Here is a 12,354-nt window from a genome sequence, read left to right as displayed (position 1 = left end):
AAACAAACGTTACAAAATATTTAATTAACTTTATGATTTTCACATTGAATGTTTATCTATTTATATTAGTTAATAAGTAAATTTTTAATCTCCGAAAGTCTATGAACTGTATAATCAGCTGAATAATTTGTCAAATTTCTTTTATGCTCAGGATTAAACCACACTGTATCAATTCCTGCATTAATTCCGCCAGCAATATCAGATGTCAGTGAGTCTCCTATAATCAATGAATTGTCACTATCAAAATCACTAATTTTATTAAAAACATAGTTGAAGAATTTCTTATTAGGTTTTTGATAGCCTGTTTGCTCAGATATAAATATATCTGTAAAATAAGCGTCGAAATGCGAATCGGCTAACCTTTTAGTTTGTACTCTTTCAACACCATTTGTAACTACAAATAACTTAAAGGACTGCTGCTGTAATTCATTCAATAATTGATGGGCTCCCGTTACTTCTTGATGTCCCTGTGATAAATAAGTCAAGTATTGTTCACTCATTTTATTGTTGTCAACTTCTATTCCAAATTCTTGGTTGAAAAACTCTGTAAATCTAGTAGACAATAACTTTTCACGCGATAATTTGCCCTGTTCCATACTCTTCCATAGAGATTGGTTGAACTTCTTGTAGTCTTTCTTAATGGTATCTGTCAGCTTGACTCCATCTACTCTGCTAAATAATTTTTCCAAGGCTTCGTTTTCTGCTGCCCCAAAATCTAGTAATGTGTCATCAATATCAAAAAGCAATGTCTGATATTTTTTCTTCATTTTATTCTCCTCCATAACCAAGTATCATTAAAAGCAATAAAAATATGTTTATGTATTCTCCAAAAGGATTTACAATTAATAAAAAAATAAAATAAGGAATTAACTTATGTCAACTTTTAATTATTCACTCGAACTGCTCCAAAACAATTCAAATTCAAAAAAACAAGCTCTCAAGAAATTGGCACCTGAATTTATAAGTATTGCGTACACTAACCACACTCTTTCTTTTTTTGAAACAACTTTTTCAACTGCGCTTACACTCAAAAAAGTAACAAACATCAAAACTGCCGTTCATTTACCTGCATCTTCGTTCACACAAGAAGAATTGGATAAATTGGTAGTAGCATTGCAGAAAAGTACTATTGATTCAGCACTAATCCTATCTGGTGAAAAAAAGTTAAATAAGAATAGTGCTTACACTTCTGCACTTGAACTAGCAAAATTCCTAAGTAGAAGGATCCCTAATTTAGATATCTTATGCAGTTGTCATCCTGAGACTATTACCTCAGAAATTAACTTGCAAAATGAATTATCCCTAATGAAAACTAAAGAAGCTGCCGGATGTAAAATTTTTATTTCTCAAATTTTCTTTGATAACACTATGTTCATACATTTTGTGAACCATTGCCGACATGCAGGAATTAAAGCTCAAATTAGAGCCGGAATTATGCCAATAGTTAATAAAAACCAGCTTACTTTTGTGAAAAAAATTTTGAAATTGCAATTACCAGATTCATTTGAACAGGTCTCAAACGATATCGAATTGAAAAAAATTGGAATTCAATTTGCACTCAACCAAATTAATATGCTAAAAAAACAAGGGATAACTGACTTTCATTTTTTTACCATGGACAATCTTGATACTGTTAAATTATTGATTGACGGAGTATTATGAGAACGGTTAATTAATTATACTTTTTGGAGGATGAAAAATGAACAATTCAATCGAAAACATTCCAAATCTTTCTTCTAAGCTAAGAGCTGATATTGTTGAAACACCCGCAGTTATCCAACAGGCTTCAGGACTAAAGCTGTTCGGTAAGAAAATTAAAAGCATCATCTATACAACTGATGTTGCTGTAATTGCAAACTGTAATGCAGATGCCGTTCTTGTCGTTTATCCTTGGACTCCTAATACACGTATTCTCGAAGCTGTTTCTACGGTTTCGAATATCCCTATCCTTGCAGGAATCGGTGGTGGATTAACGAATGGCATAAAATCGACTGTTGTTGGCCTTTTTGCTGAAGAAAATGGGGCTCAAGCTGTTGTGTTGAATGCCCCAACCCCTGTAGAAACAATTAGAAACGTTAAGAAAGCTGTCGATGTTCCTATTATTTATACAGTTGTAAATTCGAATTTAGATATAAAAGAAAGAATAGACGCTGGAGTGAAGGCTTTTAACATAGCTGGTGGTAAGGATACTCCAAAATTAGTTACCTGGGTTAGAAATGAACTAAAACGACTCGGACTAGATGAAAACTTTCCGATTATTGCATCAGGCGGCAAGACAGATGAGCAAATTCTTGAAACAATTCATGCAGGTGCAAATGCCGTTTCCTTCACTGCATATGGTATCACAGAGGCAACATTCCAGAGAAAAATGGAAAAATATCGTCGTGAAAATTAAAACTTTTTGAATTAAAAACTGCCCTTATATTCTCACCATCCGAAAAAAGGTAAGATAGTCTTAAGGGCAGTCAAAAACAGTGTTTAAACAGTGTCTTTCGTCTCTATCAGGAGACACACGCATTGTACGTTATTTAAAAGGTTTTAGCAAGCCTTTTGAACTCATCAGTAAAGATTTTGCATCACCAAAAATTGAACAACACTTACTTCTGTATAACAAATACAGCAAGGGGTCTGCGACAAGATATAATCTCATCGCAGACCCCTTATTTTTATATTGCAAAACTCAGATTAATATTCTTTTTTGTAGAAAACATTTTTAAAGGCTGTGGCCTCCTTCAAAAGATACAAAGGCAAGTTACCTACTTGCTAGGAGATATAAGGATCACTTCCTTTCAGTTATTAAAGTAACACACTGTTGGAAATGTACTCAATATATCACCTCCTTAACAAAAGAAGTTAACTCCACACCCGTATTTTAACACTATTGTGTTATTAAATGCTAGCTGAATCCTCTAGCCCTTTAAAAATATTTAATTTTCCTGTTCAATGATATCCTCACTGATATCGTCATACATTATATTATCAATTCGATATGAATTTCTGACATCTATTTTAGAAACTTTCATATCCGGTTTCAATAAGAAACTCTTTCCATTTGAATGTTTAATTGAACTGTTTTGCGGATTGTAATTTGTGACCACAACAATATGACCTTTTCCCTTTGCACCATCGCCATCAGAAGTTTTGTCATTTGTTGTACCGACATAGACACATGGATTTGTTTCGTTACCTACCATTAGTCCCAAATCTTTTAATACTCTCTCCATCATAATCCTTCTTCCTACTTAAATTGACGAAGGCGTCATACCGCTGTACGACGCCTTCTAACTAAGCTAATTATATTAAATTGTTCCGAAAATTTTATTACATGAACCAAAATTAAATTCTAACTTTCAAAGGTGCTATCCCAACCTCTATAACACATTTGCAACTCTGTAGTTGCGCCATTAACATGAAAGATCATCAAACCTAAAACCAATCTATAAATTAAATAACGCTTAATATAGTAGTATTGTATCATATATTATGAAAAATTAATAGTCAGCTGTTCAACACCTTATCGTAAATTCAAAGTTATTAAAAATAATTTTGATCTTTTCGTCCACTTTGCTTTTTTACTAGGACATAGTCTAACTCGCTATCTCACCACTACTCGAAGCTCATCCCTCTTGATAATTTAGTCCCTACTTTTCTTGTAAAAACACTTTAAATGGTGGACTTTTAATTGATACAAAAACAAAAATAAAAAGTCCTTCGTTAAGAACTTTTTATTTGTTATCAATATATTCAGCTCAATCAATACAAACCTGAAATCTGTCCTTCATCACTTAACTCCATACCATTTGCAGCTGGTATCTTCGGTAAACCTGGCATGGTCAGAACGTTACCTGTCAATGCAACAATGAATTGTGCTCCAAGCTTTGGAACAAATTCACGGACATGAATTGCAAAATCAGTTGGTGCTCCCAATTTCTTTGCATCATCAGATAATGAATATTGCGTTTTCGCCATACATACTGGAAGACGATCCCATCCTAGTTCTGCAAATTGTTTAAGTTGGCGTCTAGCCTTGGGACCATATTCTACTTTTGTTCCACCATAGATATTTGTAACAATTTTCTCGACTTTTGTCTTAATATCATCTGCTTCTGAATAAAGAGGTGTAAATTCATTAGACTCCTCGCAGGAAGAAACGACTTCTTTTGCTAGTTCTAGTGCACCAGAACCACCTTTTGCCCATACATTAGCGACGATTGCTTTAGTTGCATCCTTAGCACACAATTCCTGCAAACACTTAAGTTCCGCCTCTGTGTCAGAAGTAAACTGATTAATTGCAACTAGCACTGGTATGTTGTAGCGCTTCATGTTACTGATATGTTTACTTAAGTTAACGTAACCATTCTTTAAGGCTTCTATATTTTCTTGTTCCAATTCGTCCTTTTTAACTCCACCGTGCATTTTCAAAGCACGGACTGTTGCAACAATTACAATTGTATCTGGTGTCTTCCCAAGTACCGGTGTTTTGATATCCAAAAACTTCTCGGCACCCAAATCAGCACCAAAACCTGCCTCCGTAATTGTGTAATCAGCTAACTTCAAAGCCGTCTGTGTAGCCAACACACTATTACAGCCATGAGCAATGTTAGCAAATGGTCCGCCATGGATGATTGCAGGTGTATGTGCCAATGTTTGAACCAAGTTTGGCTTAATTGCATCCTTTAATAATAATGCAATTGCTCCTGTTACTCCTAATTGATCAACAGTCACTGGTTTTCTCTTTGTTGTATAACCAATCACTATATTACCAATTCTCCGTTTTAAATCGGCAATATCCTTTGCAAGACACAAAACAGCCATCAACTCACTGGCAACTGTGATGTCAAAACCATCTTCACGAGGGATTCCTTGGGAAATTCCACCCAATCCAATCACAACATGTCTCAAAGCTCGATCATTTATGTCCAATACCCGCTTCCAAATAATTCGACGTTGATCGATATCTAATGAATTGCCTTGATATATATGATTATCTATCAAAGCTGCTAAAGTATTGTTGGCAGTCGTCAAAGCATGCATGTCACCTGTAAAATGCAAATTTATATCTTCCATTGGAACAACCTGTGAGTAGCCGCCTCCTGTGGCTCCACCTTTCATCCCCATAACCGGACCCAATGAAGGTTCACGCAACGCAATCATTACTTTTTTGTCAAGTAAACTAAGTCCATCTCCTAGTCCAACTGTTACCGTAGATTTTCCTTCTCCTGCTGGCGTGGGATTAATTGCAGTTACCAAAATTAATTTCTCTTTAGTTTTAGTTTTCTTATTAATGGGCAGCTTAATCTTTGCCTTAAAATCCCCATACTGCTCAATATCGGTTGGTTCTAAATCAACTTTTGCAGCAATTTCATTAATATTTAACATTTCTGCTTGTTGTGCAATTTCAATATCTTTCAACGAGAACATCCTCCTAACAATTATAACTGAATTATAATTCATTGTTCGCTAAAAGTCATTACAATATCCTAAATACTGCAAAATAAAACATTATTTAGTGTTTAAAAATGTTACTTACGAACTTTTTTACTTGAAAGCTATCAGATTATATAGAATTTCACAATTACTTTTTCTCATGATAAAATGGTATTTTTGCTCTTTTACAGTGATACTGATTCCATATTTTCCCACTCTAACATTCTCAATATCTGATAACTCTAATTTCTTAGTATTCTGTGGAATTATTGTATGAACTATCAACTTTTCATCGCTTATTTCAATCCACCTTAAAAAAAGCTGAACAAGTGAAACAGCACAAAAAATCAGAAAAACAATGACTGTCCATATCTGAAAAACAGTTATCTCAAGCCACAATAAAATACTTAAAAGTAGTATCATAAGTGTAAATGACCAGCAAATAATACTAGTCGCAATATCTGGTTGATACCAGAACTTTTTGTTCATAAAAACACCTTCCTAGGAGTGATTAATCTGATTAAACTTTTTACCGATGCAGCTACAAAAGGAAATCCCGGAACTAGTACTGCCGGCATCCTCATCATTAAAGACGGCAAACAATTCCAATATGCTGTTTCACTGCCAGACTCATCTAACCATACTGCCGAATTTTTGGCAGCTTTAACTGGTTTTCAATACGTAGAAAAATTATTTGGAAATACTGAAACTCTGATGTTCTTTAGCGACAGCCGTATCGTGACCGAGAGCATTGATAAAAATTACTCAAAAAATTATAATGACCTTCTTATGAAACTTACTGCACTGCAAGCAAAATTTCCACTAGTTATTACTCAATGGATTCCAGAAAAAGAAAACCATGGGGCACACACTTTAGCTACACAAAAGCTACACAGTATTTTAAAAAAATAAGTTCTGTCTTGATTATACTAAACATCTGAGCAAATAACGAAATTATCGTATAATTAAACTTTTTCTGCAAAATTTATATACTTTTTCCTATTTGGTCGACAAAAAACTAACGCATGATTATTTGTAAGAGAGGGACTAGAGCAAAAGTTAAATTTTGACCTAGTCCCTCTCTTAATTCCATATAACTATGCCCATAAGTCAACTAACGGTTGTTGCGCTCCTTTTTACCCCAATATTGGAAGTAATCTGTCCGCAATGAACCATTGTATAATTTACGTCTTTTTGTTGCCCTTTGACCATAAAATTTTTCAAATTCAAGATCACTCGTAAGAATATACTTGCTCCAAGTAGTTAATCCTCTATATGTTTGTCCCATCTGTTTGTATAGCTCCCGTACAGCCGTCTGATCGCTTAAACGTTCACCATAAGGAGGGTTGGCTACAATTACACCATTCTTCTTTTCGGTCCTAAAATCCTTCAATGCCAATTGTTTGAAATTGATGCTATGAAGAAGTCCAGCTTCCCTTGCATTAAGCTTTGCAATATCAATCATCTTACCATCAATATCATACCCAGCAATATCCAATTCAATGTCATAATCAGCTTTTGAATCAGCCTCATCCCTAATCTGTTGAACTAATTCTTCTGGATGCCATCCCCAAGTCTCACAAATGAAATCTCGGTTGAACCCCGGTGCAATATTATGACCAATCATTGCCGCTTCAATTGGAATGGTACCCGAACCGCAAACAGGATCAACAAAAGGCATTTCAGGATACCAATGTGCCAGAAGCACCAATGCTGCAGCCATATTTTCCTTCAAAGGAGCTGGCCCCTTCTCAATTCTATAGCCTCTCTTAAAAAGACTTGAACCTGTGGTATCTAAAGTCAACAATACTTTGTCCTTATTGATAGCAACTTCTAGAGGAAACTTTGCCCCAGTCTCAGCAAGACGAGTTTTTCTATGATAAACCGTACTCATCTTATCAACTATTGCTTTTTTAACGATAGACTGTACATCTGGGACACTGTATAACTTAGACTTTTGTGATTTCCCAGCGACTGGGAATTCAGCATCTAATGGCAAATATTTGTCCCAAGGTAAAGCCTTGGTTTTCTCAAATAATTCATCAAAAGAAGTAGCAGTGAACTCAGCGACTACAATTTTTATACGATCAGCTGTTCTCAACCATAAATTTGTCTTGATAATATCAGTAAAATCTCCACTAAATCTAACTCGACTATTTTCAACTTCGACACGATAACCAAGATGCTTGAGTTCATTTCCAACAAGAGATTCAATCCCAGCAGCAGCAGTCGCAATTAAATTATATTCTTCCATGTTCACCCATTCCTTTATAATTTCTTCAAAATAAAAAGGTTAGGAATAAACCTAACCCCTCCCTGAGATGTAGTCCTCTATAAGCCACGTTCCGTACGTCATTCAACACAGGATGTTGAAATCGGTGGTAATCATCTATCTCCAGACAAGTATTACCTTATCTGCCCCCATGATTTGTTCATTTCCGTCATGAAGCGCCCCTACCAAAGTTTGGGTTACCTGCTCGTGGGGTTTACCGCGTTCCATCAATACTGTTTCCAATATTGTTTCGTCACTGTGGCACTTTCAAGACTACTCAGACATAGCGTCGTTGCCTTAGTCCTTTTATCTGCCGTTACCCAAAAGGTACCTTGCCTTATTTTTTCAGCAAGCACGATCACTACAAGCATCTCAGCCTGTGCAAGCTTGGACTTTCCTCAGCCTACTCAAGGTAGACCGCGATTACCAGAGAACTACATCAAATACTTAAATAATTTACTAAAAGCGACTATCTCTATTTGCATCATCATTCAATTGTGCACCAAAGACATGACGCTCTAAATTAGATAAACGTTTTAAAATGTCCATGTTCGTAACATTAGATACTGGTCGACTAGTCTGACCGCTTTTCCCAACAGCCAACTGTTTTGTTAATTCGTCCACCTTACTAACAAGACGATCATTTTCCATCTGCAAACGTTGTGTTTCTTTAGAATACGTCTCATAGTCCTTGATAACATCATCAAGAAATTCGTCTACATCTGCTGGATCATAGCCACGCATCTTAGGCTTGAAATTTTTATTTACAATATCTTTTGGCGTGAAATTTATCTTCTCCACAGCAATGCACCTCATATTCTTTAGAAAACTAAGTTTACAACTCTATTAATTATACCAAACATTATGACTATTGCAAATCATTTTCATTCTTTCTTTCAAAAAATTCTCTTGCCCCATTTTCAAGCCAATCCATATCGATAGTTATAATATTATATTTGTGCCTTTCAGCATACCTTTTTGCTGCCAATACATCATATTTGGGTTTGCCTTCAAATTCTGAATCATACACTAGCAATGCCTCTTCAGTATGTTCAAGCATAAACTCTTGCCAATTTCGCAATTGTTGTGGAGATTTATATTCCTCAGAGCTAACTGCTGCACAGAAATCAACTTGACTTTTTAAGAGGGCAAATGTTGCTTTTCGTTCTTCCTTCCATCTTGATTCAAAATTACTATACGGTAACATCATTGCAACTTTAAGTTCAGGAAATTCTTCTTTCATTGAGCAAACAACTTCTGCAGTCATTTGTTCAATTCCAGATTGTCCACCAACAAGCACCCATTCAAGACCATCTTCTACTTTTTGTCTAATTGCATCCTCTAATATGCTTTTTAGGACTTCAACCTTTGGATCAGAATCTTTATAAATATTTAATTCATAACTACGATATCCTGTAACCCACATACGCATTACTTATCCCACTCCTATCGTAACTTGACTAATCATAAAACAAGAATAATATAAATAGCAAATATCATATTCATCAGAAATAATGCTTTTTTGCCAAGTGTTTGCGTTGTTGGTATAATAAGTCGAACGGGAGCGTGATGCGACATGGTTCTTAGATATCCAAACGGCAAAACTTATCAACCAATGCCAACAAAAAAAATACGCAATAATAAGAACTCAAATATTATATTTGGCAACCGCGGAATGTCGTTGGAAGAAGAGATTAACCAAAGTAACCAGTACTATTTGCAGCAAGGCATTGCTGTTATTCACAAGAAACCGATACCTATTCAAATTGTTCAGGTTGACTATCCGCAAAGAAGTGCTGCTGTGATCAAGGAGGCCTATTTCAAACAGGCTTCTACCACTGATTACAATGGTGTATATCGCGGTTATTACCTCGACTTTGAGGCAAAGGAGACACATAATAAGGCTTCTTTCCCACTCAGCAATTTTCATGAGCATCAAATCGCTCATATGAAAGCTTGCGTTGCCCAAAAAGGAATCTGCTTTACCCTTATTAAGTTTACCGCAACGCAGGAAATTTTTTTACTACCTGCTTCAATTCTCTTCGACTACTGGGACAATCAAGAAAATGGTCGCAAGTCAATTCCCAAGAAAACTATTGTTAATGATGGATTTCAAATCAAATATCATGTAACACCGCTTATCCCATACCTAAAAAGTATAGATAAGATTATTGAAAATCTGTGTAATGCATAAAGGAGTAAATCATGAGTAGCAATCAGGATCCTAATAATTCAAGAGTAATGCGAAGAAAACGGCAGGCTATTAAGAAAAAAAAGCCTGTTGGCAAATTCAAAAAATTCTTTAAAAGATTTCTATTAACAATGTTAGTGCTTGTTGAAATTGTTATTGCAATTGGAGCCACAATATTCTTCGTATATGCAAAGAATGCTCCTTCTCTTAGTGAATCTCAACTTACAAGTGCTGGCTCGACTACCATCTACGACTCTAATGGTAAAATTATAACTCGTATAGGTACACAAAATCGAATCTACGTCAATAGTAATAAAATACCCCAGACTTTAAAAGATGCTGTTGTATCAATTGAAGATCGACGCTTCTACAAACATCATGGGGTTGATCCATTGCGTATAGCTGGTGCTGCCCTTTCTAATCTATCCGCTTCTTCCGGTTTGCAAGGAGGTAGTACGCTAGATCAGCAGCTCATCAAGTTAGCCTATTTCTCAACTAGCTCGGCAGATCGAACTTTTAAGCGAAAAGCTCAGGAAGCTTGGTTGGCTCTCAAATTAGACAATACTTACAGTAAACAGCAAATCTTAACATTTTATATCAACAAAGTTTACATGGGAAATGGTGTTAAAGGGATGCAGACCGCCGCAAAATATTACTATAATAAGTCCCTAAGCCAACTGGATTTAGCTCAAACTGCCTTAATTGCCGGTATTCCGAATGCACCGACAGATTATAATCCAAATGCTAATCCAACCTTGGCTAAGAAACGTCGTGATGAAGTCCTCAATGCAATGGTAGCAAACAAAAAGATTACAACTGCACAAGCAAATCAGGCTAAAAGCGAGAGTATTACTCAAGGACTCGTACAAACCCATAAGAGCTCAACAACTACAACGGAAAAAGCAAAAGTAGCCGATGCCTATCTTAAACAGGTAATTCAAGAAGCTGAATCAAAAGGATATAATCCTTACAAAGGTAATCTAAAAATTTATACAAACTTAGATATGGATGCTCAAGAATATTTATATAAACTCGCAAACACGAATGATAGTATCACATATCCGGATGATAAGCTTCAGGTTGCATCAACTGTAGTTAATCCTAACAATGGTAAGATTGTTGCAATGATTGGCGGTCGGAAAAATGGTGACGTAACTTATGGTTTAAATCGGGCCGTACAAACAGACCGTACAAATGGTTCCACTGCAAAACCTCTGATGGATTATGCGCCTGCAATTGAATACTTGAGTTGGGCAACATATCATGAGCTGCAAGATACCAAGTATGTCTATCCTGGGACAAGTATTAATCTTTACGACTTTGATGATGAGTACCAGGGAGCAATAACAATGAGAAGTGCTCTGACTCAGTCACGTAATATTCCTGCAATTCGCGCTTTACAGGCAGTCGGTATTACGAAGGCACAAAACTTTATTAGTAAGCTTGGTTTCAACTATAAGAAAACACTCGAATACCAAAATGGAATCGGATTGCCTTCTTCGACTCTTCAAAATGCGGCTGCATATGCTGCGTTTGCAAACGGTGGAACATATTATAAGCCCCGTTATATTAATAAAATTACTTCGTCAGATGGTGAATCTAAGAGCTATTCAAGTTCAGGGAAACAAGTCATGCAATCATCAACTGCCTACATGATTACGGATATGCTTAAGGACGTTATTACTAGTTCTAAGGGAACTGGACGCTATGCTAATATCAGTGGTTTATATCAAGCTGGTAAAACAGGAACAAACTCTTATCCATCAGATGTTGCTTCTAAGTTTCCAAGCTCAGCTGATATGGATTCTTGGTTCAATGGATATACAAAGAATTATTCTATTTCGGTTTGGATTGGCTATGATCATCAGTACGAAACAGGTAATTATTTGTCGCAATCATCCGCAAGAATTGCCTCTTATTTCTATAAGTACGCAATGACGTATCTTGCTCAAGGAAAACCAAATAAAAATTGGAAGAAGCCAAGCAACGTCTACACAAAGACCGTTAACGGTGTGCGTGAACTTTATCTAGCTGGTTCATCTGACACTGTATCGTCCGATATTGAAAGTTCTAGTATCGCAAGCAGTGTCTTCAGCAGTTCAAGCTCGAGTTCGTCAAGTTCAAGCTTAAGCTCAAGTTCATCAAGCTCAAGCTTGCCTTCAAGCAGTACTGTTTCTTCGAGTGAATCTTCCGAAAGTAGTCTACCGTCGAGTTCATCGGATTCCTTATCTAGCAGTTCGTCGAGTGCAAGTTCTAGTTCTAGTTCATCGAGTGCACCTAGTTCGTCAAGTTCAGAACCTAATAATAATTAAGAAATAACAACCAACCGGCTGTTTAACTGTTAAAATTCCTCCATGATTTCTCTGACAATTATGGAGGGATTTTTGTTTACACAGATTTAACCCTATCCAGCTATCGCTTCACACTATTCATAAAATGTTCTTTATTTTCGTAGTATTCATCA

General features: G+C 36.0%; 12 protein-coding genes and 1 other RNA gene. 5 read left to right on the top strand and 8 right to left on the bottom strand.

Annotation, left to right across the window (positions count from 1 at the left end; genetic code table 11):
- Positions 1 to 65: 65 nt before the first annotated feature.
- A complete protein-coding gene (locus IV36_RS00890) occupies positions 66 to 767 on the bottom strand; it encodes a YjjG family noncanonical pyrimidine nucleotidase (protein ID WP_056990292.1) in 702 nt (233 codons plus the stop codon).
- Between the two features lie 106 nt (positions 768 to 873).
- Here IV36_RS00890 and IV36_RS00885 point away from each other — a divergent pair, with 106 nt between their 5' ends.
- Together IV36_RS00885 and IV36_RS00880 are read left to right on the top strand one after the other, a co-directional pair.
- On the top strand, positions 874 to 1,662 hold the full coding sequence (locus IV36_RS00885; RefSeq protein WP_056990291.1) for a methylenetetrahydrofolate reductase: 789 nt from the start codon (positions 874 to 876) through the stop codon (positions 1,660 to 1,662).
- Between the two features lie 37 nt (positions 1,663 to 1,699).
- The gene (locus IV36_RS00880) at positions 1,700 to 2,395 is read left to right on the top strand and encodes a beta/alpha barrel domain-containing protein (RefSeq protein ID WP_056990290.1); all 696 of its coding nucleotides are present in this window, start codon (positions 1,700 to 1,702) and stop codon (positions 2,393 to 2,395) included.
- A 532-nt stretch (positions 2,396 to 2,927) separates the two neighbouring features.
- On the opposite strand, the gene IV36_RS00875 is transcribed toward IV36_RS00880, so the two are convergent.
- The 3 genes from IV36_RS00875 to IV36_RS00865 all read right to left on the bottom strand — a co-directional run bounded on the left by IV36_RS00875 (position 2,928) and on the right by IV36_RS00865 (position 5,916).
- The gene (locus IV36_RS00875; protein ID WP_235810211.1) at positions 2,928 to 3,227 is read right to left on the bottom strand and encodes a hypothetical protein; all 300 of its coding nucleotides are present in this window, start codon (positions 3,225 to 3,227) and stop codon (positions 2,928 to 2,930) included.
- A gap of 526 nt (positions 3,228 to 3,753) precedes the next feature.
- The gene (locus tag IV36_RS00870; RefSeq protein WP_056990289.1) at positions 3,754 to 5,412 is read right to left on the bottom strand and encodes a formate--tetrahydrofolate ligase; all 1,659 of its coding nucleotides are present in this window, start codon (positions 5,410 to 5,412) and stop codon (positions 3,754 to 3,756) included.
- Positions 5,413 to 5,538: 126 nt separating this feature from the next.
- Entirely contained in the window at positions 5,539 to 5,916 is a 378-nt protein-coding gene (locus tag IV36_RS00865; protein ID WP_056990288.1) for an EbsA family protein, read from the bottom strand.
- Between IV36_RS00865 and IV36_RS00860 the strand changes: the two genes are divergently transcribed.
- Entirely contained in the window at positions 5,893 to 6,339 is a 447-nt protein-coding gene (locus IV36_RS00860; RefSeq protein ID WP_056990287.1) for a ribonuclease HI family protein, read from the top strand. The genes IV36_RS00865 and IV36_RS00860 overlap by 24 nt on opposite strands.
- A 202-nt stretch (positions 6,340 to 6,541) precedes the next feature.
- On the opposite strand, the gene IV36_RS00855 is transcribed toward IV36_RS00860, so the two are convergent.
- The 4 genes from IV36_RS00855 to IV36_RS00845 all read right to left on the bottom strand — a co-directional run bounded on the left by IV36_RS00855 (position 6,542) and on the right by IV36_RS00845 (position 9,131).
- Positions 6,542 to 7,681: a THUMP domain-containing class I SAM-dependent RNA methyltransferase gene (locus IV36_RS00855; RefSeq protein WP_056990286.1), complete on the bottom strand. Its 1,140-nt coding sequence runs from the start codon at positions 7,679 to 7,681 to the stop codon at positions 6,542 to 6,544.
- Between the two features lie 75 nt (positions 7,682 to 7,756).
- Positions 7,757 to 8,134: RNase P RNA component class B (rnpB, locus tag IV36_RS11820), an RNA gene on the bottom strand.
- Between the two features lie 24 nt (positions 8,135 to 8,158).
- A complete protein-coding gene (gpsB, locus tag IV36_RS00850; RefSeq protein WP_056990285.1) occupies positions 8,159 to 8,500 on the bottom strand; it encodes a cell division regulator GpsB in 342 nt (113 codons plus the stop codon).
- 67 nt (positions 8,501 to 8,567) lie between these two features.
- Positions 8,568 to 9,131, bottom strand: a complete 564-nt coding sequence (locus tag IV36_RS00845) for an SLOG family protein (RefSeq protein WP_056990284.1) — start codon at positions 9,129 to 9,131, stop codon at positions 8,568 to 8,570.
- Positions 9,132 to 9,275: 144 nt separating this feature from the next.
- Here IV36_RS00845 and recU point away from each other — a divergent pair, with 144 nt between their 5' ends.
- Positions 9,276 to 9,893 carry a Holliday junction resolvase RecU gene (recU, locus tag IV36_RS00840; protein ID WP_056990283.1) on the top strand — a complete coding sequence of 206 codons (618 nt, stop codon included), beginning with the start codon at positions 9,276 to 9,278 and terminating at the stop codon, positions 9,891 to 9,893.
- 11 nt (positions 9,894 to 9,904) lie between these two features.
- A complete protein-coding gene (locus tag IV36_RS00835) occupies positions 9,905 to 12,202 on the top strand; it encodes a transglycosylase domain-containing protein (RefSeq protein WP_056990282.1) in 2,298 nt (765 codons plus the stop codon).
- The last annotated feature ends 152 nt before the right edge of the window (positions 12,203 to 12,354 follow it).

Origin of the sequence: Liquorilactobacillus mali, from assembly GCF_001437155.1 — a bacterium.
Taxonomy (GTDB): Bacteria; Bacillota; Bacilli; order Lactobacillales; family Lactobacillaceae; genus Liquorilactobacillus; species Liquorilactobacillus mali_A.
This window is presented reverse-complemented; position numbering and strand designations above follow the sequence as displayed.